Here is a 23,785-nt window from a genome sequence, read left to right as displayed (position 1 = left end):
ATGAAGCGTCCTGAACCGATGAACCTTTCCGCCAAGGCGTGCCGCCTGCTGCGCCCGACGGCGCTGGCCGGCACGCTCGCTCTGGTCTGCGGCATGGCGTGGGCGCAGGTCGGATACCAGAACAGCGGCCCCGTCCTCGGCGATGACGTCATGTACTCGATCGGCGGTGGCAGTGCGGTGTCCATGGGCCGCGCGGCCGGCATGCGTTCCATCGGGGTCGGCGTGGGGTGGAACAGCAACCTGATCTGCGGCGACATGAGCATCCAGACCACGCTGCGCAATCAGCTTAACGGCATCACGAACGGCTTTCAGCAGATCATGAGCAACGTGATCCAGAGCGCGACCAGCGCGGTTGCATCGCTGCCGGCGCTGATCATTCAGCGCGCCGATCCGGGCCTGTACAACCTGCTGACTAACGGCGTGCTGCAGGCGCGGCTGGACTTCGACCGCTCCAAGCTGACGTGCCGCGCCATGGCGGAGAAGATGGCCGAGACGGCGGGTGGCCAGCTTGGCTGGAGCCAGATGGCCGAAGGCATGGCCCTGCGTGACGCGGTTGGCAGCAACGATGCCGTATCGGCCGTCGAACAGGCCGAGACGCGCCGCGGCAACGACGGCGTGCCCTGGGTGGGCGGCAGCAATGCCGGTGGCGCGGGCCAGTCCGCCATCCGGGTGGTCGGCGACGTCACCCGCGCGGGCTACAACCTGGTCAACGGTCGCGGCGTGACGGACACCTCCTCCATCGCGTCCACCAGTTGCGCGAGCCTGTCCTGCCAGACCTGGACGTCGCCGCAGCAGGCGACCGAATGGGCCACGCGCGCCCTCGGAGAGCAGGTGCAGCGCACGTGCGACTCCTGCACTAAGACCGAGACGGTGCCCGGCGTCGGGCTGACGCCGCTGATCCAGGAGGAGTACGAAGCCAAGCTGGAGGTCTTGCAGGAGCTGGTTTCCGGCACGCGTAATACCACCTTCGAGAACTTGCGCGAGGCCGGCAGCACGTCGCTGCCGATCACCCGCGGCGTGATCGAGGCGCTGCGCGACGAGCCGGACCAGGACCTGCTGGCGCGGCGCCTCGCGTCCGAAGTGGCGCTGTCATCGGTGCTGGAGAAGGCGCTCCTGCTCCAACGCACGCTGCTCACGGGCAAGAAGGAGCCCAACGTCGCAGCCAACGAACTTGCGGTGCAGGCCGTGAACCATGAGAGCGACACGCTCGACCGGGAGATCCGCAACCTGAAGACGGAATTGGAGCTGCGGCGCGAACTGGCGAACAACTCGCCGATGGCCATCATCCAGCGCCACGGCACGCGGGCGGCCGGCTCGCGCGGCATCTACGAGGGCGATCCGGTACCCGACCGCCTTGACCAGTTGCAGAAGGGCAATCCCGGAGCCAGGCCATGAACGCGGAGCGCATGGCCTGGCGCCCCTTGCGCTGGCTCTTCAGCCGGCGCGCGGCGACGGCGCTGCTGTGGGCGGTGGTGCTCGTCGCCGCTGCGGTGGGTGCCAACATCGCCGGCATCTACCTGGTCGGCAGCGTGGCCGGATGGGAGCGGTGGCTCGCGGCCGCATCGGGCTACTTCTTCGTGTGGCGGCTGTGTCTGTACGGGGCCACGGTTTACGGGTGGCTCTGGATGCGCCGCCGGCTGCTGGCGCGCGAAGACCAGGACGGGGCAGATGGGCAGGCACGGCGCCGCCTGATGCGCAGCGAGATCGCGGGCGTCGTCGCCATCGTCGTGCTGGAAGCCAGCTTGTTGATGCAGGCCGCTTGAGGGGATCGAGGCCATGACGCTTTTCACGACCGACTACCTGGAGTACTACCTCACACTCGTTTCCTGGATCGTCAACAACGGCATCTGGGCGGCCCTCGTATCCAGCGGGGTATTCGCGCTGCCTTTCGTCGCCATCGTCGTGCAGGAGTGGTTGAAAGCTCGTGCTGAAGGCGCCGACGAGGGCAATAAAGGCGTGCTGAGCGCCGCCCGCATCGAGAACCGGGTCTTCGTCGCCATCGTGGTGGTGATGTTCGCCGGCATTCCGTTCATCGACGTGGACCTAAACACCATCCAGTACGACAGCTCGCGCTCGGCCCAGTGCCAGGTCAGCGTGGCGCAGCCCGCGGATACCGGCTGGTCGCAGTCCTTCAGCACCATCAACAACCAGTCGGCGAAGGTGCCGGTGTGGTGGGCGTTCATGCACGCGCTCTCGCGCGCCGTCACGGGCGCTTCGGTGGCGGCAATCCCGTGCGGCACGGACCTGCGGCAGATGCGCATGGAGATCGACGCCACGCGCATCGATGATCCGGTGCTGGCTCAGGAAGTAGCGGATTTCTCTCGGGATTGCTATGGGCCTGCACGGGCCAAATTGTTCATGCAGCGCCCTCAACTTGATGAGCAGCAGATGCACGACGTGACCTGGATCGGATCGCGGTTCTTCACCGACACGAACGGGTACTACGACACGTATCGCTCCAGCACGCCGCGCGATGACTGGCCCTATGACAGCAACCGCGACGCTGGGCTGGCCCAGGTATCCAGTGGCGGTGGCTACCCGACCTGCAGGCAATGGTGGGCTGATGGCAGCAATGGCCTGCGGGCACGGCTGCTGGGACAGGTGGACCCGAGCCTGCTCAATCGCCTGGCGGGCTGGGCTGGCTTCCTGAGCCGGGCCGAGGTGGACAATTCGGTGATCCGCGCGATCGCGTCACCGCGGCAGCAGAAGCTGAACCAAGGCAGCGTCTATACCGACTACGGCGGCCAGATCGACAAGACCTTGCCAAACATCGTGACGCGGGCTACGGGAGACGTTGGAATGGCAGTTGGCGCGATTGCCTCGTTTCCCGCGATGGACGTCGTGCGGCAGGCGCTGCCGATGGTGCTCGCCTTGCTCAAGATGGCATTGGTAATCTGCATCCCGCTCGTGCTGGTCGTGGGCACCTATGACTTGAAGACGGTCGTCACGGTCAGCGTCGTGCAGTTCGCGCTGTTCTTCACGGATTTCTGGTTTCAGCTTGCGCGCTGGATCGATTCGACGATCCTGGACGCACTTTATGGCTGGGGGTTCGGCTGGAACCGGCCGCACACCAACTTCGACCCGCTGGTGGGGCTGAACAACGCCTTCGGCGACATGCTCCTGATGTTCGTCACAGGCACGATGTTTCTGGTCCTGCCGACGTTTTGGGTCGCTGCTTTGGGGTGGGTCGGAGTTAAGGCTGGGGTGATTGCTCAGAACCTTGCTGTCGGCTCCAAGGAAGCGCGTGATAGCGCCGGGTCAGGTGTAAACAAGGTAGCCGGCAAGGTTCTGTGACAAACAGGCCAAACCTCAGTCATCGAACGGATCGTTCGGGTCGTGAGGGTCGAGCCGCTGGCCATTGGAAGAATACAGGCCAAAGCCCGCCTCGCCATTGCGCAATTCATCCTGTTGCGTCCAGCGGTCTTCATCTCTAGCCGAATTGCCAGCCATCCATACCGCCGCAACGCCCAGCAGTAGCAACACCGCCAGCCAGAAGGTGGTGTACAGCAGCACCCCGAGCGCAACCAGCTTGACCACCCACACGAGCGCGGTGGCACCGGCCGCCGCCCCCCCCTTGGACACCAACCAACTCGATGCCCGGCGTTCGCCGCGCACGTAGGCACGCCATCCGCGACCCAAGGTGCGGCCGAGGCGTTCTGCGGTGCTGATGCGTGTCGTGGTGTTCATGGTCGTCTCCTGCTACTGAGGGATGCCTATTCCAGTTTGCTCCAATCCTGCTTGCTTGCCTGTATCAGCGCGTGCCAGTCGTCTGGTGGGTTCCCGCGTCCGAGCATCTTCTCGAACACGACATACGGGTCCGATTTGCTACCCGAAGACCGCAGGGTCTGTTCATCGTTGACCCAGGCGTACACAATGACCTTCGCCTTCGAGTCGTACCGGAAGAACAGCCGGAACCGCCGTCCGATCTTGGCCCTTCGCCAGTGGCGGTGGGCAGGTCCCAAGGTGTTGCCCTGGCGGTACTCGTCGCGTGCCGGATCGCCTGGCACCACATCCAACATCAACTGGCTCAGGGCCCGGAAGAGCTTGACGTTGGCATTGGACTCGAAGCCCGCCGGGTCATTCTCCTGCGCGCGCCTCGCGGCCGCATGCAGTTTCTGCAACTGCTCGATCACGCAGTCGTGGAAGAGCAGCGTCCAGCCATGCCGTTGCATCAGAGTTCCACTTTCCCGTCGATCTCCTCGTCCAGGTTCACACCGTGGCCAGCATGCTCCAGCATGGCGCGCGCCAGATCCTCGGGCAGGCCCCGGACGTTCCGGCCAGCTTCGATGTCGCGGGCCAGCAGGCTCAGAAACGCGCCAATGGCGGGGTCCTCGTGCTCGGCATCAACACGGGTGACGACGACTTCGCTGCCCCGCAGATCGAACGCGAGCTTGCCGCCGGCATCGACGCCGAGCGCCTGCCGGATGGGCTTGGGCAGCGTGATCTGGCCTTTAGAGGTCAGCGTGGCGACTTCGTGGATGGCAGGCATGGCGACTCTCCTGATTGCGATACCTGCATGGTAAGGAAATTTCCTTACTTTGTCAATCTGAGGCCTCACAGCGTTCTCCCGAGTCCAAGAATCGGCCCATCGTAGGGCGTGAACAGCCAGCCTTCCTGTATCAATACGGCCCTTCCGCAACCCGCATTGGCGGTGGACGGTCAGCACCCGTCGCCCTATACCCAAAGGCTGTAAAGGGTCGAAATGGCGAGGGAATGGGTTGCAAGGGGAATGGCCCTACCTCGAAAAGGCAAAAAGGCACCCCGCTCGGCCCGCGACAGGACATCCGCATGCTCTCTCTGTTCCAGCGAAAACGGCCCGCGGTCGCTACCGCTCCGACGCCACCTCCCGCATCCGACCTCCCGAAAGGGTTGATGCGGCCCGAGTCGGCCGCATCGCTGCTGGCCACCCCGCGCCGGCAGAAACTGCTGGAGCACATCTGGCAGCGCACGTCGCTCTCACGTAAGCAGTTCGCCACCTTGTACCGGGCGCCACTGGAACGCTACGCCGAGCTGGTCCAGGCTTTCCCGGCTTCCGAGGCGCATCATCACGCTTACCCCGGCGGCATGCTCGACCACGGCCTGGAAATCGTCGCCTACAGCCTGAAGCTGCGGCAGTCCCATCTGCTGCCCATTGGCGCCAGTCCCGAAGACCAGGCGGCGCAGTCTGAAGCCTGGACTGCCGCAGTCGCTTATGCCGCGCTGCTGCACGACATCGGCAAGATCGCCGTCGATCTGCACGTCGAACTGGCCGACGGCTCGCTGTGGCACCCCTGGCACGGCCCGCTGCACCAGCCATACCGCTTCCGCTACCGCGACGATCGAGAATATCGGCTCCACAGCGCTGCGACAGGTTTGCTCTACCGCCAACTCCTCGACCGTGATGCCCTGGACTGGCTCAGTGGCTATCCCGACCTGTGGGGACCGCTGCTCTACGTCCTGGCCGGCCAGTACGAGCACGCCGGCGTGCTGGGCGAACTTGTCGTACAGGCCGACCGCGCTTCCGTGGCCCAAGAGTTGGGAGGCGATCCCGCGCGCGCTATGGCCGCCCCCAAGCACGCGCTGCAACGCAAGCTGCTGGACGGGTTGCGCTACCTGCTCAAGGAAGAGTTGAAGCTGAACCAGCCCGAAGCCTCCGATGGCTGGCTCACCGAGGACGCCTTGTGGCTGGTGAGCAAGACGGTTTCGGACAAGCTACGTGCGCACCTGCTGTCAGAGGGCATCGATGGCATCCCTACGAACAACACTGCGGTGTTCAACGTGCTTCAGGACCACGGCATATTGCAGCCGACGTCGGACGGGAAGGCGGTCTGGCGCGCGACCGTGACCAGTGCGACCGGCTGGTCCCACTCATTTACCCTGCTGCGTCTAGCTCCCGCGCTGATCTGGGAAGCTGGCGAACGGCCAGCATCGTTTACCGGCACGGTGGCAATCGACGCTGCGGCAATCGAGAAGGATGCTGGCTCGGAGGCTGCCCCGCCTATGACTGCCGCGAAGCCTGTCTTGGAAGAACAGACGACGCCACCTTGGGAAGGCAGCAGCCCCGCTAACTTGGCTTCACCGCCCGCAGTTCAGCCCCTGCCTGACGTCATGGAAGACATGCTGGCGATGGTGGGCTCCGGACACCTCCTTGCGACGCGACAGGATGCAGAGCCCGTCCCGGCCTTCGCAACGAGTTCGCTGGTACTGCCTGTGCCAGCGTCTAAATCTTCGGCATCGACACAGCAGCCTTCGGGCGAGCACTTCATGGGCTGGCTTAGGCATGGCTTGCAGAGCCGAAAGCTGATTCTCAACGATGCCAAGGCACTGGTGCATACCGTGGACGACACGGTGTTCCTGGTAAGCCCTGGGGTGTTTCAGCGCTATGTCCAGGAGCATCCTCAAGTTCCAGCACTCGCCAAGCAGGATGCCGTTGTCGACTGGCAATGGGTCCAGAAGCGCTTCGAGAAGCTGCAGGTCCATCGCAAGCAGCCCAGCAGCTTGAACATCTGGACCTGCGAGGTCACCGGCCCGCGCAAGTCGCGCAAGCTGCATGGCTACTTACTCGATGACCCTGGCCAACTGTTCGATGAGCGGCCACCGAACAATCCCTACTTGAAACTGGCATAGGTGCTAGATACGGGCCCATAGAGGCACTGGTTGCCTGCCGTGCGTGTAGCATGGATCAACCTCTCTGCTTCATAGAAACGAACGTTGGACACGGTTACGCCGCCGAGGCTGGCGACGTCGCCAACAATTGGCACACGTTCCGTGGCAAAAGGCTTGGCGACCACCGTCGTCGGGGTGGCTGTTCGTACAGATCGTTGTTTCATCATCGTCTCGGCGTGGATCATGTACTGCAGCAAGCACGCCTGCAGCCTCTAGAGTCGAAGAAGTCGACTCGTCTCAAAGCCGGGGGGTGCTGGTGGACAACAGCAAATCGAGGCGGTGTTCGACCAGCACCGCCTCGATGCTGCGCGGCGGCTGACCGGTCATCTGCTCGATGACACCGTCGGAGAACGGCGCCAGCCCGCGTTTGGACACCTCTTCGATGATCAGCGCCTCTCGCACCGTGGATTTCGGAAAGCCCGAGACCTGCAGATGCAGCGCCAGGGCTTCCTCACTGACGGGCACCAGGTCGATGCTGGCTCCGAAGATGATATTGATGCTGTTCACCAGCGCCTCGGCGGTGAGAGCCTGCGGGCCGGTGATCGCCAGCTCTCCGGGCGGAACAGGGGCCGCCCGCAGTACCGCCGCAGCGGTGCGCGCCACGTCCTCGCCCGCCACGTAAGGCAGTCTGCCTTGCGGCGCTGAGCTAAACCATTTCCCGCACCGAAGCGCCAGGATGATCCGCGGAAACAATCGCTCCATAGGCCAACTCACCCGCAAGACTGACAAGGCTAGGTTGCGAGCCTCGCATGCCTGTGCCACCGTCTCGCATTCCCGCGCTACAGTCATCAGCGAGGGGTCGAACACTTCGATCTGGGCCGCGTACACCACGGTGCGGACGCCGACGCGCGCTGCGGCATCGATCATGGCCTGCAGTTGGCGACGCCGCGACCACGAGCCGTCGGCAGCGCCCGGCAGGAGCAGCAGGCGGTGTGCGCCGGTGAAGGCGGCATCCAGGGACGCTGCATCGTCGGGATCCGCGCCGCGAATACGCGCCCCACGGGCAGCCAGATCCACAAGGTGCACTGGTTGGCGGCTGGTGGCGATGACCTCCGTTTCATCGCGGCGCAGCAGCAGTTCGACGACGCGCCGGCCGAGCGGATCATGGGCACCGGCAACCAGCAGGCACGGAGAAAGCAACCGGGTCACCGGATGGCTCCCCCTGGCGGAGTGTGCCGGCTGCGCAGAAATGCGATTGCCGCGATGCGCGGGCTGCGCTCGTTCATGGTCGAGCTTCCTCCTGAACGGATCCAACGGTGCGGGCGCCATCGTGCAGCAGGCCGGCGAGCACACACATTGCCAGCACGATCGAGGGCGCCAGCACGCGGCCGGGCTCGCCGTTGAGTAGCACCGTCGCACCGGCGCACGCCATGATCAGTGCCCCCAGCACCGCGCCCCATATCTTGAGGTATCTGGCCATCGTCAAAGTCGCGCAGCGGGCCGGACTATCGCTGGACGAAGTGCTCGACGCTCTCGGGCAGTATCAGCCGGGCGTTCATCTGATTGCTGCGCATTGGCGCCGTGTGGCGTCTAGGTGGCGTGAAGACCTTGACGACCGCATTACGCAGTTGATGCGGCTGCGGGACGAACTCGGGGGATGTATCGGGTGCGGTTGTCTCTCTCTCAAAGAGTGCCCGTTGCGTAATCCGGGCGACATACTCGCGGGCCAGGGGCCCGGTGCGCGTATCCTTGAGCGAGAATAGGCGGGACTTGTGAGATTGACAGTCGACTGAGTGGATCGCGCCGGCAGGGTCGACGTAGGGCGATGTATCCGCTACGCCGACCGCCGCAGTTCACGTCGTCTAAGTCGGCCGTGAGATTGCTGAAAATTCATTCGGCATTTTTGTGCAGCGAACAGTCCGCACGACCATTACCAACGAAGTGCGACAGGCCTCGTTCGCTTTCCTTGGGTCTCGTCTGTTCCTCACAGCGCGCAATCATTCGGACGTATTCAAAGGCCCCATGAGCGCAGCAATGATAGGGCAAGGAAGCGCCTCTCCCGTGTCTTCGCACCTCTCCAGCATGTCTCTCAGAGCGCCTCGCATGCGCTGAAGGTCGCCAACCTTCTCATCGATCTGGTCAAGGCGCCGCCGTGTCACCGTCTGAATAGCCCGGCGATTCCGCCCATCCTCCAGATCCAAGAGCGACTTCACCTCGTCCAGCGAGAACCCAAGGCTCTGAGCGCGCTTGATGAAGCCGATCCGCTGGATCATCGAAGCGGGGTAGCGCCGGAAGCTGCCGGCGTTCTTCGGGATCGGCAACAGGCCGCGTCCCTGGTAGTAGCGGATTGTCTCCACGCCGACGCCAGCGACCTTCGCCAGCCTGCCAACCGTCATCCAATCACCCAAACCTTCGTTCATCGAGCGATCCACTGTCTATTCACGAGCAACACAGAATAACGCAGTACCGCGTAGTTGACCCTTGCCTCCATTTGATCCAAATCAATTTCCCGCAGCTCAGTTGGGAATAGAATCACAGGTGTCAATGGGTCAATAGGCCGCACATGCGCACACTTCTCAACCACCGCAGGATTCGCGCCATCGCGTGGATGGTGCTCGGGGTATGGCTGTTTGCGCTCGGGGCCGGGGTGGCCAATGCCTGCCTTCTGGAGTCTCCGCAGCAACATCGGCATGCTGTCGGGTATGAGCATGTCCCATCGTCCGGGCATGGAAATCATGAAGGCCTCCATGGTGAGCACGAAGAAGGTTCCCACGACCCGTCGAAGGCCCCGTGCCTGAAGCTCTGCGGCGACGTCAACCAGTCCGCCATTCAGAAAGCACCAACCTTTGCGTTCGACCTCGTCGGTTTGGCGCCTCCCGCCTATGGAGACCAGCTGCTGGCTCCGACGTTGGCTCTGCGAGCCATCCCGTCGAGGGGTCACCAGCGACCACCTCCCAAGCGGCCGTCGTGGCTGCTGTTCGAGCGTCTCGCGCTGTAGCGCCTCCTTTGAGTTGCCGTGTCGGTCACACCCGGCGCACAACTCATAAGCCTTGACTCTGTACCCGACTACGGAGTTTTCATAGGGCTTTGTCCGCTTGCGGCGACATCGGTTTCGCCCCAATGGCAGGCACCCGCGGCTAAAGGAGAGAGAAATGAAATTCACGCATTCGATCGCGGCCATCGTTGGCGCCGCACTGGTCACCTTGTCTGCGTTCGCGCAGGACAACCATCAGGCCCATCACCCCGCAGGTGCGAGTCCGACCGCGGCCGAGACGCCAAGGGCGCCGACCACCGAGGGCATGGATGCGCAACTGAAGTCGATGCAGGCCATGCACGAACGGATGGTGGCTGCGAAGACGCCTGCGCAGCGCAAGGCGCTCATGGCCGAACACATGCAGGCCATGCGGGCTGGCATGGCGATGATGGGCGCAATGAAGGATGGAGCCGAGTCGGCGCCGACAGCTGAGCGGCAGCAAATGCTCGAAATGCGCATGGACATGTGCCAGTCCATGATGCAGATGATGATGGACCGGATGCCTGAGCCGGCGAAGTGAGGAGGACGACCATGACAACTTCTCACCGCACCGGTCCAAGGTTTTCGCGCTCGCGATGGTTCCTGGGCTTTCTGGTCTTCCTGGCCGTGAGCATCTACATGCTGCTGACGGAACACCGCGGGCACTACCTGGCCGCGCTGCCACTGGTCCTCCTGGCGACTTGCGTCATCGCTCATGTGCTGATGCATCGCCATGCCGTACCAGGCGACGGTAGCAAGGCGAATCCACCGTACCCGGGAGAGCGCAAATGAACCACGATGCGCCCGCTTATGGGCTTTGGCTGCTCGTCCTCGTGAACTCGGCGGTCTTCATCATGTTCGCCTTCAGCTTCTTCAAACCGCAGACCTCGCGCGACTGGAGAACCTTCGGGACATTCGCAGCGTTCATTGTTGCCTTGTTCGTCGAGATGTACGGCTTTCCGCTGACGCTGTACGTGCTGTCCGGCTGGCTTCAGACCAAGTATCCCAGTCTGGACTTGCTGTCGCACAACAGCGGCCATCTCTGGTCGACCCTGCTGGGCGAGAGCGGCGACCCTCACTTCAGCCCGCTTCATATCGCGAGCTACATCTTCATCGGGGGCGGCTTCTGGCTTCTGTCGAGCGCCTGGACGGTGCTCTACCACGCGCAACGGCACGCCCAACTTGCCGTGAGCGGCCCATACGCCAGGATTCGGCACCCGCAGTATGTGGCCTTCGTGGCGATCCTTTTCGGCTTTCTGCTGCAGTGGCCGACGCTGTTGACGCTGCTGATGTTCCCCTTCCTCGTCGTGATGTATTCGAGGCTGGCTGTCAACGAGGAGAAGGACATGCGCAAGCAGTTCGGCGCCGAGTTCGACGCCTATGCCGCGCGCACGCCGCGCTTCCTTCCCTCCCTCTCGGACACGCGCCAGCGAGGCTGACATGAAGAAGACCCGCTGGCGTCAGCGCATCAATCGACCGTACCTGGCTGCAGCCTACGGACAAGGCGATGGCTGCGGCTCCCGCTCGGATGCGGACATGAGCGCCGCGCCCCGCCGGGCGTCGACACACGCTATGCTGATCGCCTGCGACCAGACCTAACGGAGAACCCATGGCAAAGAACAAGAAGGGCGCCAAAGGCGCCAAGCACAAGGCCGATGTGGACGGCACCGGCACTGCCCACGGCTCAGCGCGCGACGAGACAGCGACACGCTCGATCGGCCGCGAGGACTACGAAGCACAGTTGCACATGCTGCAGATCGAACTGGTGAAACTGCAGCGGCATTTCATCAAATGCAACGACCGTATCCTGATCCTCTTGGAGGGAAGGGACGGCGCAGGCAAGGACGGCAGCATCAAGCGGCTGGTCGAACACCTGAGTCCTCGGGAAACACGGGTCGTCGCGCTAGGAAAGCCCTCCGACCGGGATCGCACGGGCTGGTACTTCCAGCGCTACGTCCCGCACCTGCCAGTTGGCGAAGAGCTCGTGGTGTTCAACCGCAGTTGGTACAACCGTGCGGGCGTGGAACCGGTGATGGGCTTCTGTACCGCCGAGGAGCACGAGGAATTCATGAACTCAGTGCCCAAGTTCGAGGAGATGCTGGTCAACTCCGGTATCAAGCTGCTGAAGTATTACCTCGACATCGGCAAGAAGGAGCAGAGCCGCCGGCTCGGGGAACGCCGCCGTGATCCCCTCAAACAGTGGAAGTCGAGCCCGGTGGATGCCGTCGCGCTGAAGCACTGGGACGGCTATACACGGGCGCGCGACGAGATGTTCATGCGCACCCATACGGCCGCGGCGCCCTGGTCTGTCGTGCACGCCGACAACAAACGGTTGGCGAGGCTCAACCTGATCAGAGACATCCTCTCCCGGCTGCATTACGCCGGCAAGAAGCACAAGGTCATCGCTCCCGACCGGGAGATCGTCTTCGAGTTCTCGCAGGACTGCCTGGACTCGGGCCGACTCGCTCGTTGAGACCACGAACACAGCGAACAGGAAGAACAGCCATGAAGTCGATCAACGTTGAAGTCGGAGGGCTCGTATCGAGCCTGAGCGCGGAGGGAGTACGCCGCAAGCTGCTGCAGCTTCCCGGCGTCCATCATGCAGATGTCAACTATGTTGCGGGAAGCGCAACGGTCCATCTCGATGAGGGACAACTCAGTGTCGAGGATCTGCGCCAGCGCATCGCCGAATGCGGCTATCACTGCCGTGGCGAGCAGACGCCCAAGCACGTGTGCGCGCCCGCCGCTGGCGTCTCTGCCGACCCCAGCCATGCGGTGCACGGCCATCACGGCGCACCCGCACGTCAGGCGCAAGAGATGGGGCATGAGGGGCACCACGCGCATGCCCCCGCCACGGCCGCACGCGCGAAGGCTGCGGCCACGACGCCCGCCGCCCATGCTGCGCACCAGGCCCACGCAGGCGACCCTGCGATGGACGACATGATGCACGACATGGGCCACGGGTCGGGCTCGATGCAGGACATGGCTCGGGACATGCGCAATCGCTTCTTCGTGGCCCTGGTCTTCGCCATTCCCGTGTTCTTCTATTCCCCGATGGGGAAGATGTTCGGCGACTTCCAGACGCCGTTCGGGCTGGACGACAAGCTCTTTCTTTTCTTCCTCGCAAGTGCCGCGATCATCTATCCAGGTTGGCCTTTCTACGTGGCGGCGTGGCGCGCGCTGCGCAACGGCGTCGCCAACATGGCCACGTTGGTCGTGCTGTCGGTGGGCACCGGCTACCTGTTCAGCATCGGCGCGACCTTCTTCTACGAGGGTGAGGTGTTCTATGAAGCGGCATCGGTGCTGCTGGTCTTCATCCTGCTGGGGCACTGGCTGGAGATGCGCGCCCGCGCGGGCGCATCCGACGCGATTCGCGCGTTGATGGATCTCGCCCCACCCATGGCCACGGTCGTGCGCAACGGGGTGGAGACCAAGGTACCGACCGCCGAGGTTGCAGCCGGGGAACTGGTCGTGATCAAGCCCGGCGACAAGATCCCGGTGGATGGCGAGATCGTCGAGGGCGCGTCACAAGTGGACGAGTCGATGCTGACGGGCGAGTCCATGCCGGTCAAGAAGGGCGTGGGCAGCACCGTCGTAGGCGCCAGCATCAACAAGAGCGGGAGCTTTCGCTACAAGGCCACGAAGGTCGGCGCGGACACGGCCTTGGCGCAGATTGTCAAGCTGGTCCAGGAGGCCCAGAACTCGAAGGCCCCCGGCCAGCTGCTGGCCGACCACGCATCCCAGTGGCTGGTGCTGGCGGCGATCGTGATTGGCCTGCTGACCTTCAGCGTCTGGTACTGGGTGATGGGACAGACATTACTGTTCGCACTCACCTTGACCATCACCGTGTTCGTGATCGCATGCCCTGATGCGCTGGGGCTGGCCACCCCGATGGCCATCATGGTCGGGACCGGGCTGGGCGCAATGAACGGCATTCTCTTCAAGAATGCGGCCGCATTGGAGAACGCCACCAAGTTGACGGTCGTGGTGTTCGACAAGACCGGCACCTTGACACTGGGGCAGCCCGATGTCGTCGAGATGGTGGCCGCGCCCGGTGTCGAGGAGACGCGGCTTCTGGCGACGGCCGCCGCGGTGGAGAAGTTCTCCGAGCACCCCCTCGCGCTCGCAGTGCTCAAGCGTGCGGGAGACATGCCGACGGAGGTCACCGAGAACTTCACCAACATCGATGGGCAAGGCGCACGGGCCACTATCGGGGGCGAGACGGTGCTCCTGGGCAACCGGCTGCTGATGCAGTCGGAACAGGTGGATCTGGCTCCCCTTGCCAGCGAGGCAACGCGGCTGCAAGGCGGGGGGCGCACTGTGGTCCACGTCGCGCGCGGTGGCCGGCTGATCGGCCTCATCGCGATCGCCGATGCCGTGCGGCCGACCTCGCGCGAGACGATCGCCAAGCTGCAGGCACGCGGCGTGAAGGTCGCGATGCTGACCGGCGACAACCAGGCGACCGCCGAGCGCATCGGCAAGGAACTGGGCATCGACATCGTGCTTGCGGATGTGTTGCCCGGGCAGAAGGCCTCCAAGATCAAGGAACTGCAGCAGCAGGGTCACAAGGTCGGCATGGTCGGCGACGGCATCAACGACGCTCCGGCGCTGACGCAGGCCGACGTGGGCTTTGCGATTGGCGCGGGGACGGACGTTGCGATGGAAAGCGCCCAGGTGGTGTTGATGAAGAGTGACCCCTACGACGTGGTCGGGGCCATCGAACTGTCCCGGGCGACGCTGCGCAAGATGCACCAGAACCTCTGGTGGGCCGTGGCCTACAACGTGCTCGCCTTCCCGCTGGCGGCCGGGGTGCTGTATCCGTTCACCTTGTCGCCCGAGGTCGCTGCATTGTCCATGTCGGGCAGTTCCGCGATCGTCGCGATCAATGCGCTGATGCTCAAGCGCACGCGCCTGCCGGGGATCAAGCGCGTGACGTCGCGTGCCAGTGTCCCAGCGGCCGCGTCAGCCTGAGCGGCGGGCCACCATGGTAGAGAGCCGCGCCATGCGATCACCGCGCGAATCCGGGCCCACCCGCCAGCAAGACCTCGGCGTCGCGCAGCTGGGTTGGCTCGCTGCGGCCGTATTCGTCGTCTCGGCCGGATATGGGGCACTGATGCCCTTGATCCCCGACTGGCTGCGGCCCTTGATGGGCGACGCGGATCCTGCGGCGCTTGCGCGCCATGTCGGCTACCTCAGCGGCATCTACACGGCGGGCATCCTGCTGGGTGCGCCCCTGTGGGGCATGCTGGCGGACAGGCTGGGGCGTGCCCGCGTGTTGCTGGTGGGCCTGATCGGCTACGTGGCCAGCCTGCTCCCGCTGCTGCGCCCCGAGTCCCTGGGCGTGGTCGGCATCTATGCGCTGCGCGGCGCGACGGGCTTTTTTGTGGCCGCGGTCGTGCCGGTGGTGCCGGCGCTCGTCGCGCAGTACACCCCAGAATCGATTCGCGCCAGGCGCTTTGCATGGCTGGGTGCGATGTCGCTGCTCGGGTTCCTGTTCGGCCCCGGCCTGAACACCGCTGCAGAACGGCTTGTCGGCCTGGGCTTCTTGAGCGTGCTGGTACAGGGCTCATCGACCACGCTCGTGATCGCACTCTCGGCCGCGCTCGGCGCGCTGATGATGCTGGGCCTGGCCGCAACGCTTCCCGCACCTTCCTCCCTTGGAGAGGCGGACGCAGCCGATCACGACGGAGCACCCCGGAGCCGCTCCCTGGCGCTCTGGATTCTCAACGGTGTGGTCATGTTCGTGCTTGCCGGCTTTGAACTCGGCATCGTGCTGCAGGGCCAGCGCCACCCCGATCTCTCCTCCCGAGAGGTGTCGTTGATGTTCGCCGAGTGCAGTCTGGTGATGCTGGGCGTCAACGCGGTGCTGTTCTTCACCGGCCTGCTGGAGCGCGCCGACCCACGCCGCGTACTGGCCTGCGGCATGGTCCTGGGCATCGCCGGGCTCCTGATGCTGGCCCGCCATGGCAGCGAGATGTGGCTGTACGTCGGCGTGAGTTTCATGGCTGCGGGCACGGGTCTTGTGCTCCCCACCCTGGCCTACCTCGCTGCCGGCACCTCGGCGCGGCGGCTCGGTATCGCGATGGGAGGGCTCGCCGCGGCAGCCGGCCTCGGACAAACACTGGGATCGGCCACCAGCGGATGGCTATTCGGCGCTGTGATGCAGAGCACCTTTGCGTGGCTGTCGATTCCACTGGCCGCCACACTCGCGCTGCTGCTCATTCCGCGGCATTGGTGGCCAGCCAACCCCGTCCTGGTGAGCGCTTCACCGTCCCGCACTTTTCTCACTTCCACGGAAACCGAACCATGAGACTGATCCTGATGTCCCTGCTCGCAGCGCTTGCCCTGTCGCTGAGCGGATGCGGCTACAACGACTTCCAGCGGCTGGACGAGCAGACCAAGTCCGCCTGGTCCGAGGTGCTGAACCAGTACCAGCGGCGCGCCGACCTGATCCCGAACATCGTCGCGACCGTCAAGGGCGAGACCAACTTCGAGCAGGAGACGCTGACCCGGGTGGTCGAGGCCCGCGCGAAGGCGACCTCGATCCAGGCCACGCCGGAACTCGTCAACAACCCCGAGGCCTTCCAGAAGTTCCAGGCGGCACAGGGCGAACTGTCCGGCGCGCTGAGCCGGCTGCTGGTGGTGAGCGAGAACTACCCGCAACTCAAGGCAAACCAGGCTTTTCAAGACCTGCGTGCCCAACTTGAGGGCACGGAGAACCGCATCACCGTGGCGCGTGGGCGCTACGTGAAGGCGGTGCAGGATTACAACGTGCTCACGCGCAGCTTCCCGACCAACATCACGGCCAAGCTGTTCAGCTACGACGTCAAGCCCAATTTCTCGGTCGCCGACGAGAAGGCCATGGCGGCGCCGCCACAGGTCGATTTCGGCGCCTCGGCGCCGGCGGCGCGCCCCTGACATGAGAACGCCCAGAACAGCGGTGCTCTCTCCGGCGGCCCCTCTTCGGCTGGCCCACGCTCTGGCCTGGCTGCTGCTGAGCCTGTTCCTTTCGGTCGCGTCCGCGCAGGAGTTGGTCGCCGTTCCCCCGCTGCAGGCGCGCGTCACCGATCTCACGGGAACGCTCGCCGCCGATCGTGTCGCCGCGCTGGATGCGCAGCTTCGGGCCTTCGAGCAACGCAAGGGCGTGCAGATCGCCGTGCTGATGGTCCGCTCGACGCGGCCCGAACCCGTCGAGCAGTACGCCCTGCGGGTGGTAGAGCAATGGAAGCTCGGCCGTCGCAAGGTGGACGACGGCGCGTTGCTCCTGGTGGCCAAGGACGACCGCACCGTGCGCATCGAAGTCGGATACGGCATCGAGGGTGGGCTGAGCGACGTGGTGTCGCGGCGCATCATCGACGAGGTGATCACGCCGCGCTTTCGCCAGGGCGATTTCGACGGCGGCATCGCCGCAGGCGCCGAACAGATCATGCGGGTGATCGATGGCGAGGCCCTGCCTGCGGCGGACCCACGGCGGCAGGGGCAGACCAACGACATCGGGCAGGCCTGGCCCTTCCTGTTCGTCGCGGCCCTGATGCTGGGCGGAGTGCTGCGCAACGCCCTCGGCCGCCTTCCAGGCTCCCTGGTCACGGCTGGCGTGCTGGGTGCCGCTGCGTGGCTGTTGGTGGGCACCTTCGCGGTGGCCGCGGTGGCTGGACTGGCGGGATTCCTCGTCACGCTGCTGGGCATCGGCATGGGTGGCCACGGCGGCCTGCACGGGCGCCACCGGGGAGGCGGCTGGCCGGGCGGAGGATTGGGCGGTGGTGGCGGTGGATTCCGCGGCGGCGGCGGCGGCTTCGGTGGCGGCGGCGCGTCAGGACGGTGGTGAGATGAACATGCAACGACTTCTTCGCCACCTTGCGACCACGGATCGCGCAGTCCGCCGCGCCTTCCCCCCGCGTGCCCTGGATGCGATCGAGCAGGCCATCCGCACGGGAGAGTTCCAGCATGGGGGCCAACTGCGCTTCGTGGTCGAGGGTGCGCTGGACGGATCGCCACTGTGGCGCAACCAATCGCCGGGCGAGCGGGCGCTGGACCTGTTCGCACGCCTGGGTGTGTGGGATACGGCGCACAACAGCGGCGTCCTGATCTACGTGCTGCTGGCCGACCGGGCCGTGGAGATCGTGGCCGATCGCGGCATCCATGCCTGTTGCGGTGCCGAAAGGTGGTCGGCTGTGTGCCAGCGCATGGAAGCCCAGTTTGCGCAGGGACGCTTCGAGGCCGGAGCCCTGGAAGGCATCGTGGCCGTCAGCCACCTGCTGGTGCAGCACTTTCCGCGGGGCGCGGACCACGGCAACGAGTTGCCGGATCGGCCGGTCCTTCTTTGAACGACAACATCTTTGGAGACCTACCATGCAACTTCAATTTCTGGGTGCCACCGGCACCGTGACCGGTTCCAAATACCTGCTGCGCCATGGCGACGCGACCATTCTGGTGGACTGCGGCCTGTTCCAGGGATTCAAGCAGCTGCGCCTGCGCAACTGGGAGCCGCTGCCGGTCGCGCCCAAGACCGTCGACGCGGTCGTGCTCACCCACGCCCACATCGACCACAGCGGCTACCTGCCACTGCTGGCGCGACAAGGCTTTCGCGGCCGGGTTTACTGCACGTCCGCGACGCACGAGCTGTGCAAGATCCTGCTCACCGACAGCGGCCATCTGCAGGAGGAAGAGGCGAAGTTCGCCAACCGGCACGGTTTCTCCAAACACCAGCCCGCGCTGCCGCTGTACACCCGTGAGGACGCCGAGCGCTGCCTGAAGCTGTTCGCGCCACGTCCGTTCTCTCAGGACTTCGAGGCGCTGCCCGGACTCACCGCGCGGTTGACGCCTTCCGGGCACATGCTCGGCTCGGCCTTCGTGCACCTCAACGACGGCCGGCGATCCGTGCTCTTCTCCGGCGACATCGGCCGGCCCAACGACCCGGTGCTGCGCCCGCCGGTGCAGGTCCCCGGCGCCGACTACCTGCTGGTGGAATCCACCTACGGCAACCGCAAGCATGAAGCGTCCGACGCACTGGCGCAGCTGGAGACTGTCATCAACAAGACGGCCGCCCGTGGAGGGGTCGTGGTCATCCCAGCGTTCGCTGTCGGCCGAGCGCAGAGCCTGATGTACGGCATCTACCAGCTCAAGAAGCAAGGGCGCGTCCACCAGCACCTGCCCGTGTACCTGGACAGCCCGATGGCCATCGATGCCACACGGCTGTACCACGCCCATCGCGACGAGCACCGGCTCTCGCCCGAGGAATGCGAGGGCATGTGCCATGCCGCGAAGATCGTCAACAAGGTCGAGGAGTCCAAGGCGCTCAGCGCCGGTCGTGGACCGATGGTCATCATCTCCGCCAGTGGCATGGCCACGGGAGGACGCGTGGTGCACCACCTCAAGTCATTCGCGCCCGACCATCGCAACACCATCCTGTTCGCCGGCTACCAGGCGGGCGGCACCCGTGGCGCCGCGATCGTGCACGGCGCGTCCACCGTCCGCATCCATGGCCAGGACGTGCCGATCCGCGCCGAGGTGGCCTCGCTCGACAACCTTTCCGCCCACGCCGATGCCGACGAGATCCTCGCGTGGATGCGCGGCTTCACGCAAACACCGCGCCGAACCTTCGTGACCCACGGCGAGCCGGAGGCGGCCGATGCGCTGCGCGCGCGGATCGACCATGAACTGGGCTGGTCGGTTGCCGTGCCCGAGTACCTGCAGACGGTGGATCTGGTATGACGGCGCACCTGCACGAGACCGGCACCGGAGAGGATGGCGTGAACACGCTGCAGGCGTGGCGCACCGGCATCGACACCCATCAGGAGCCGGTGGTCTACATGCGGCGCGACTGCCCTGTCTGCCGGTCGGAGGGTTTCACGACCCAGGCGCGCGTGCAGCTGACGGCCGGCCGCCGCAGCATCGTGGCGACGCTCAGCGTCGTCGATGGGAATTGGCTGGCCGAGAACGTCGCTGGCCTGTCCGAATCGGCATGGGCGTCGCTGGGGGCGCAGCCGGGCCAGCTGGTCACGGTGACCCATGCACCGCCGCTGGATTCGCTCAGCCATGTCCGGGCCAAGGTCTACGGCAATGCCCTGGGCGATGCCGAGTTCAGCGCCATCATCTCCGACGTCGCGGCGGGCCATTACTCGGACCTGCATCTGGCCACCTTCATCACCGCCTGCGCCGGCGATCGCCTGGACCTCGCGGAGACCGTCTCGCTCACGAACGCCATGATTGGCGTCGGTGACCGCATCGATTGGGGGCGCCCGCTGGTGGTGGACAAGCATTGCGTCGGCGGCCTGCCCGGCAACCGCACGACCCTGCTCGTGGTGCCCATCGTGGCCGCCTGCGGCCTCACGATGCCCAAGACCTCCTCGCGCGCCATCACCTCGCCGGCCGGGACGGCCGACACGATGGAGGTGCTGGCGCCGGTGAACCTGGATGTGCCGAGCATGCGGCGCGTGGTCGAACGCACGGGCGGCTGCATCGTCTGGGGCGGCTCGGTACGGCTCAGCCCCGCCGACGACATCCTCATCCGCGTCGAGCGGCCGCTGGACCTGGACAGCGAGGGCCAGCTCGTCGCCTCGGTCCTGTCCAAGAAGGCCGCCGCGGGCTCGACCCATGTGCTGATCGACCTGCCCGTGGGTGCCACCGCCAAAGTGCGCAGCGCGCAGGCCGCGGCGGCGCTCGGTCGGCGCCTGCAGGAGGTGGGCAGCGCCATCGGCCTGCACGTGGCCTTGCGCGTCACCGATGGTGAGCAGCCGGTCGGCCGCGGGATCGGCCCGGCACTGGAGGCCCGCGACGTGCTGGCCGTCCTGCAAGGGACGCCCGAGGCCCCGGCCGACCTGCGGGAGCGAGCGTTGCGGCTGGCGGCGGACATCCTCGAAATGGGCGGTGCAGCGCCCGCCGGCGGCGGCCTGACGCTCGCCACGCAGGTGCTGGCCGACGGCCGCGCCTGGGCCACGTTCCAGGCGATCTGCGCTGAGCAGGGCGGCCTGCGCAGCATCCCGGTGGCAACGCATCGGCACACCGTCGCATCGCCGTCCACGGGACGGGTCTCCCGAATCGACAACCGGCTGCTCGCGCGGGCGGCCAAGCTCGCCGGAGCACCGACCGCCGCTGCCGCCGGCATCGACGTGCATGCGCGCCTGGGCGACCAGGTCGAAGCGGGACAGCCGCTCTTCACGCTGCACGCCCAGGCGCCGGGCGAGCTGGCCTATGCGCTGCAGTTCGTCCGCTCGCGCCCACCGATCTTCCAGATTTTGGAGAACCTATGAAACCTCTCGTTTTTCACCTGCCGGGCGACGAAGACTTCGCCGATGGACTGATCCGGGCGTTGGGCGCGCAGCGGGCTGCCCTGCAACTGCACCGGTTCCCGGACGGCGAGTCGCTGGTGCGGCTGGACGCCGACGTCACCGGCCGCACCGTCGTGATCGTGGCCAGCCTGGCACAGCCGGACGCCAAGGCGCTGCCCTTGTTGTTCGCCGCGGACGCAGCGCGCGACCTCGGCGCCACCCGCGTGTTGCTGGCTGCCCCGTACCTGGCGTACCTGCGTCAGGACCGGCGCTTCAACACGGGCGAAGCCATCACGTCCCGCACGTTTGCTGCGCTGGTGTCGACGGTGTTCGACGGTGTCGTCACCGTCGATCCCCATCTGCACCGCTACCGCTCGCTCGGCGAGGTCTACCGGGTGCCGACCCGTGTGGTCCAGTCCGCGCCCGCCATCGCGGCCTGGGTCGCAGCCCATGTGGACCGTCCCGTGTTGATCGGACCCGATGCGGAAAGCGAGCAATGGGTCCAGGAAGTCGCGCGCTTGGCTGGCGCGCCGTTCACGGTGTTGCAGAAGATCCGCCGGGGCGACAAGGACGTGGAGGTCAGCCTTCCCGACACCGCGGCCCTGGCAGACCGCCAGCCCGTGCTCATCGATGACATCGTGTCCAGCGCGCGCACGATGATCCAGGCAATCGCCAGTGTGCGCAGCGTGGGATTGCCGCCACCGGTGTGCATCGGGGTGCACGCCCTGTTCGCCGCCGACGCGTACCACGCACTTCTTGCGGCAGGGCCCCAGCGGGTGGTGACCTGCGACACCGTGCCGCATGTCTCCAACGGCATCAGCGTGGTGGCACCGCTGGCGACAGCGGTGCAGGAACTGATGGAAGCCGGCGCGCCATGAGCCGCTGCGCCGCGCTCGCCATGACGCTCACGATCGAGGGGAGATGACTGCCCATGTGCTTTTCCGCACCCGCCAGTTTCACGGCCGCAGCGGTTCTGCTGGGCCTGGGGACCGTCACCATGCGCCGGGCCCGCTCACGGCGCGAACTGCCGTATGCCGCCATCCCGCTGCTGTTCGGGGTCCAGCAACTGCTCGAAGGCATGCTGTGGCTGACGTTCCCCGACCGCGCGCCCTTGCTGAACGTGGCGCTGACGCATCTCTACTCGTTCTTCTCGCACGTCCTGTGGCCGATCTACGTCCCGCTGGCTGCGCTGGCGCTGGAGAGCGTCCGTTGGCGCCGTCGGGTTCTGGTGGCCATTGCAGTCGCGGGCGCGCTCGTCGGTCTGTACCTGCTGGCGATGCTGGTGAAGCTGCCCATCACGGCCCGCGTGGTCGGCCAGCACATCCTCTACGACTCGCCGCACTTCTACGTGATGACCACGATGGCCCTGTATCTGATCGGCACCTGCGCAAGCCTGATGGTTTCTAGCCACCGGCGCGTGGCGGCTTTTGGGGTGGCCGCCTTTGTCTCCGCAATCGCCGCCTACATGTTCTATGCAACCTGGTTCATCTCGGTGTGGTGCTTCTTTGCCGCTGTGCTCAGCTTCATCGTGCTGTGGCAGTTCCGTGAGCCCCGAGCGAGGCTGGCCGTGCCATGACGAATCCTCCGGCCAGATTCAAGCCCGCACTGGCCTACGCGGACTGCGGTCCCACGCAGGGCCCGATGCGCCGCGCGGCGTTCTTCACGGTTCAGTTGCTCGACGGATTCGAGACCATGCGCGATGCGGTCGCCGGCCGGCTGCCGACGGTATTCGCGCAAGCGGGACTCGCGCAAGGCACCAAGATCGGGCACTTCATCGCCGCGTTCTGCATTCTGTCCCTGCACCGGGTAATCGAGGAGGGCTCATGACCGCACAGAACCGTCTGTCCGTTCTGTTCTCCGACATCGCACCGGCGGACCAGGCCGCGCTGCAGCAACGGCTTCCGACCCACTGGCACGCGCATTTCGTCCAGAACGAACGCCTGGTGGTATCCGATGTCGGCGATGAAGACACCGAGGTGCTGTGCGTCTTCGTGCGCACGCGCGTTGACGAATCGGTGCTCCGGTTGCGGCCGCGCGTGCGGCTCGTGGCAACGCGCTCCGCGGGCTTCGATCACATCGACCTGCAGGCTTGCCGCCGACGCGGCATTGCCGTGTGCCACGTGCCGGACTATGGGTCTGCCAGCGTCGCCGAACATGCCTTCGCGCTGCTGCTGGGCGTGGCTCGCCATCTGACACAAGCCCACGAGCGGGCGCGCCAAGGTTCGTTCGCTTACCGCGGCCTCACCGGCTTCGAGCTGGAAGGCAAGACGCTGGGCATCGTCGGGCTGGGCCGGATCGGGCGCCACGTGGCCCGTATCGCCCTGGGCTTCGGCATGGAAGTTCTCGCGTACGACCCGGCCCTCGCCCCATCGCTCGACATCACGGCAGCGCCCATCGCCGGCGTCCGCGTGGTGACGTGGGAGCAGATCCTGCAAAGCAGCGATGTTCTGAGCCTTCATGTTCCGGCCACGCAGGCCACGCACCACCTTCTCGATGGGCAGGCCTTCGCGCGCATGAAACCGGGCATGGTACTGATCAACACGGCACGGGGTGCGCTCATCGACGAGGCCGCCCTGCTGCACGCACTGGAGGCAGGTACCGTCGCCGCAGCAGGACTGGACGTGCTGGAACAGGAAGGGGATCTGTCTCCCGAAGTGCCCACGGGCTGCGGCGGACTGGGTTGCGATACCGGCTGGTCGGCATCCAGCCCACTGCTGACGCATCCGCGTGTGCTCGTGACACCGCATGTCGGGTTCAATACGTCGGAGGCGATCGCGCGCATCCTCGACGAGACCATCTCGAACATCGCAGCCTGGCATGCGGGCCGCCTGCGCAACAGGTTGGATGAGCCATGACGCGACCGAACCGCCCCGTTTCCACCGTGCGTCTTGCGGGCCGCCCAACGCAACGCTCGGCGCTG

The 23,785-nt window shown here is 65.6% G+C and carries 29 protein-coding genes; 22 read left to right on the top strand and 7 right to left on the bottom strand.

Annotation, left to right across the window (positions count from 1 at the left end):
• The 3 genes from CDO44_RS05210 to CDO44_RS05200 are packed head-to-tail and all read left to right on the top strand — an operon-like array spanning position 1 to position 3,294.
• Entirely contained in the window at positions 1–1,395 is a 1,395-nt protein-coding gene (locus tag CDO44_RS05210) for an integrating conjugative element protein (protein WP_013391809.1), read from the top strand.
• A complete protein-coding gene (locus CDO44_RS05205) occupies positions 1,392–1,763 on the top strand; it encodes a hypothetical protein (RefSeq protein WP_013391810.1) in 372 nt (123 codons plus the stop codon). Before CDO44_RS05210 ends, CDO44_RS05205 begins: the two co-directional genes overlap by 4 nt.
• Positions 1,764–1,776: 13 nt before the next feature.
• Positions 1,777–3,294 (top strand): conjugal transfer protein TraG N-terminal domain-containing protein, encoded by a 1,518-nt coding sequence (locus CDO44_RS05200; protein WP_013391811.1) that lies wholly within the window; start codon positions 1,777–1,779, stop codon positions 3,292–3,294.
• 15 nt (positions 3,295–3,309) lie between these two features.
• Here the strand turns inward: CDO44_RS05200 and CDO44_RS05195 are convergent, their stop codons facing one another.
• From CDO44_RS05195 to CDO44_RS05185, 3 genes are read right to left on the bottom strand one after another with little or no spacing between them, the layout of a single operon-like run.
• The gene (locus CDO44_RS05195) at positions 3,310–3,687 is read right to left on the bottom strand and encodes a DUF3742 family protein (protein ID WP_087779345.1); all 378 of its coding nucleotides are present in this window, start codon (positions 3,685–3,687) and stop codon (positions 3,310–3,312) included.
• A 26-nt stretch (positions 3,688–3,713) separates the two neighbouring features.
• Positions 3,714–4,172: a type II toxin-antitoxin system YhaV family toxin gene (locus CDO44_RS05190; RefSeq protein WP_009518525.1), complete on the bottom strand. Its 459-nt coding sequence runs from the start codon at positions 4,170–4,172 to the stop codon at positions 3,714–3,716.
• On the bottom strand, positions 4,172–4,489 hold the full coding sequence (locus CDO44_RS05185) for a type II toxin-antitoxin system PrlF family antitoxin (protein WP_023098543.1): 318 nt from the start codon (positions 4,487–4,489) through the stop codon (positions 4,172–4,174). The genes CDO44_RS05190 and CDO44_RS05185 overlap by 1 nt, the downstream gene beginning before the upstream one ends.
• Before the next feature lie 299 nt (positions 4,490–4,788).
• Here CDO44_RS05185 and mobH point away from each other — a divergent pair, with 299 nt between their 5' ends.
• A complete protein-coding gene (gene mobH, locus CDO44_RS05180) occupies positions 4,789–6,606 on the top strand; it encodes a MobH family relaxase (protein ID WP_031687146.1) in 1,818 nt (605 codons plus the stop codon).
• Here the strand turns inward: mobH and CDO44_RS27995 are convergent.
• The 3 genes from CDO44_RS27995 to CDO44_RS27805 all read right to left on the bottom strand — a co-directional run bounded on the left by CDO44_RS27995 (position 6,588) and on the right by CDO44_RS27805 (position 8,065).
• A complete protein-coding gene (locus CDO44_RS27995; protein WP_099459023.1) occupies positions 6,588–6,809 on the bottom strand; it encodes a MerR family DNA-binding transcriptional regulator in 222 nt (73 codons plus the stop codon). The genes mobH and CDO44_RS27995 overlap by 19 nt on opposite strands.
• 73 nt (positions 6,810–6,882) lie before the next feature.
• Positions 6,883–7,794 carry an NAD(P)H-binding protein gene (locus tag CDO44_RS05170; protein ID WP_158213205.1) on the bottom strand — a complete coding sequence of 304 codons (912 nt, stop codon included), beginning with the start codon at positions 7,792–7,794 and terminating at the stop codon, positions 6,883–6,885.
• Between the two features lie 73 nt (positions 7,795–7,867).
• Complete coding sequence (locus CDO44_RS27805) at positions 7,868–8,065, bottom strand: hypothetical protein (RefSeq protein ID WP_023108461.1); 198 nt, start codon at positions 8,063–8,065, stop codon at positions 7,868–7,870.
• On the opposite strand from CDO44_RS27805, the gene soxR reads away from it, so the two are divergent.
• Positions 8,016–8,348, top strand: coding sequence for a redox-sensitive transcriptional activator SoxR (soxR, locus tag CDO44_RS05165; RefSeq protein WP_231909631.1), 333 nt, complete (start codon positions 8,016–8,018; stop codon positions 8,346–8,348). The genes CDO44_RS27805 and soxR overlap by 50 nt on opposite strands.
• Before the next feature lie 234 nt (positions 8,349–8,582).
• On the opposite strand, the gene CDO44_RS05160 is transcribed toward soxR, so the two are convergent.
• Positions 8,583–9,005: a MerR family DNA-binding protein gene (locus CDO44_RS05160; protein WP_003090234.1), complete on the bottom strand. Its 423-nt coding sequence runs from the start codon at positions 9,003–9,005 to the stop codon at positions 8,583–8,585.
• 143 nt (positions 9,006–9,148) lie between these two features.
• Between CDO44_RS05160 and CDO44_RS27575 the strand changes: the two genes are divergently transcribed.
• The 17 genes from CDO44_RS27575 (at position 9,149) to CDO44_RS05080 (ending at position 23,720) form a co-directional block, all read left to right on the top strand.
• Positions 9,149–9,583, top strand: coding sequence for a hypothetical protein (locus CDO44_RS27575; RefSeq protein ID WP_079279895.1), 435 nt, complete (start codon positions 9,149–9,151; stop codon positions 9,581–9,583).
• Between the two features lie 154 nt (positions 9,584–9,737).
• On the top strand, positions 9,738–10,139 hold the full coding sequence (locus CDO44_RS05150; protein WP_003090236.1) for a hypothetical protein: 402 nt from the start codon (positions 9,738–9,740) through the stop codon (positions 10,137–10,139).
• Between the two features lie 11 nt (positions 10,140–10,150).
• Entirely contained in the window at positions 10,151–10,390 is a 240-nt protein-coding gene (locus CDO44_RS05145) for a DUF2933 domain-containing protein (protein ID WP_003090237.1), read from the top strand.
• Positions 10,387–11,037 carry an isoprenylcysteine carboxylmethyltransferase family protein gene (locus CDO44_RS05140; protein ID WP_003090238.1) on the top strand — a complete coding sequence of 217 codons (651 nt, stop codon included), beginning with the start codon at positions 10,387–10,389 and terminating at the stop codon, positions 11,035–11,037. The genes CDO44_RS05145 and CDO44_RS05140 overlap by 4 nt, the downstream gene beginning before the upstream one ends.
• Before the next feature lies 1 nt (position 11,038).
• The gene (locus CDO44_RS27800; protein ID WP_010791738.1) at positions 11,039–11,197 is read left to right on the top strand and encodes a hypothetical protein; all 159 of its coding nucleotides are present in this window, start codon (positions 11,039–11,041) and stop codon (positions 11,195–11,197) included.
• A 10-nt stretch (positions 11,198–11,207) separates the two neighbouring features.
• Complete coding sequence (gene ppk2, locus CDO44_RS05135; protein ID WP_003090242.1) at positions 11,208–12,071, top strand: polyphosphate kinase 2; 864 nt, start codon at positions 11,208–11,210, stop codon at positions 12,069–12,071.
• Positions 12,072–12,103: 32 nt separating this feature from the next.
• Positions 12,104–14,569 (top strand): cation-translocating P-type ATPase, encoded by a 2,466-nt coding sequence (locus CDO44_RS05130; protein ID WP_062798571.1) that lies wholly within the window; start codon positions 12,104–12,106, stop codon positions 14,567–14,569.
• A gap of 31 nt (positions 14,570–14,600) precedes the next feature.
• A complete protein-coding gene (locus CDO44_RS05125) occupies positions 14,601–15,908 on the top strand; it encodes an MFS transporter (RefSeq protein WP_082819040.1) in 1,308 nt (435 codons plus the stop codon).
• The gene (locus CDO44_RS05120; protein WP_023087277.1) at positions 15,905–16,516 is read left to right on the top strand and encodes a LemA family protein; all 612 of its coding nucleotides are present in this window, start codon (positions 15,905–15,907) and stop codon (positions 16,514–16,516) included. The genes CDO44_RS05125 and CDO44_RS05120 overlap by 4 nt, the downstream gene beginning before the upstream one ends.
• A 1-nt stretch (position 16,517) precedes the next feature.
• Positions 16,518–17,423, top strand: a complete 906-nt coding sequence (locus CDO44_RS05115) for a YgcG family protein (RefSeq protein ID WP_087779343.1) — start codon at positions 16,518–16,520, stop codon at positions 17,421–17,423.
• Position 17,424: 1 nt separating this feature from the next.
• The gene (locus CDO44_RS05110) at positions 17,425–17,922 is read left to right on the top strand and encodes a TPM domain-containing protein (protein WP_003121538.1); all 498 of its coding nucleotides are present in this window, start codon (positions 17,425–17,427) and stop codon (positions 17,920–17,922) included.
• Between the two features lie 25 nt (positions 17,923–17,947).
• Complete coding sequence (locus CDO44_RS05105; RefSeq protein ID WP_062798565.1) at positions 17,948–19,309, top strand: MBL fold metallo-hydrolase; 1,362 nt, start codon at positions 17,948–17,950, stop codon at positions 19,307–19,309.
• Positions 19,306–20,847, top strand: a complete 1,542-nt coding sequence (locus tag CDO44_RS05100; RefSeq protein ID WP_062798563.1) for a thymidine phosphorylase family protein — start codon at positions 19,306–19,308, stop codon at positions 20,845–20,847. Before CDO44_RS05105 ends, CDO44_RS05100 begins: the two co-directional genes overlap by 4 nt.
• Positions 20,844–21,743, top strand: a complete 900-nt coding sequence (locus CDO44_RS05095; RefSeq protein ID WP_062798561.1) for a ribose-phosphate pyrophosphokinase — start codon at positions 20,844–20,846, stop codon at positions 21,741–21,743. The genes CDO44_RS05100 and CDO44_RS05095 overlap by 4 nt, the downstream gene beginning before the upstream one ends.
• Before the next feature lie 53 nt (positions 21,744–21,796).
• Positions 21,797–22,441: a DUF6629 family protein gene (locus tag CDO44_RS05090; protein WP_003121541.1), complete on the top strand. Its 645-nt coding sequence runs from the start codon at positions 21,797–21,799 to the stop codon at positions 22,439–22,441.
• Positions 22,438–22,692: a hypothetical protein gene (locus tag CDO44_RS05085; RefSeq protein WP_023098527.1), complete on the top strand. Its 255-nt coding sequence runs from the start codon at positions 22,438–22,440 to the stop codon at positions 22,690–22,692. The genes CDO44_RS05090 and CDO44_RS05085 overlap by 4 nt, the downstream gene beginning before the upstream one ends.
• Positions 22,689–23,720, top strand: coding sequence for a hydroxyacid dehydrogenase (locus tag CDO44_RS05080; protein ID WP_023098526.1), 1,032 nt, complete (start codon positions 22,689–22,691; stop codon positions 23,718–23,720). Before CDO44_RS05085 ends, CDO44_RS05080 begins: the two co-directional genes overlap by 4 nt.
• Positions 23,721–23,785 lie beyond the last annotated feature (65 nt).

The organism is Pigmentiphaga sp. NML080357, assembly GCF_002188465.1.
GTDB lineage: Bacteria > Pseudomonadota > Gammaproteobacteria > Burkholderiales > Burkholderiaceae_B > Pigmentiphaga.
The sequence above is the reverse complement of the archived record's forward strand: the minus strand, read 5'-3'. Positions and strand labels throughout refer to the sequence as shown.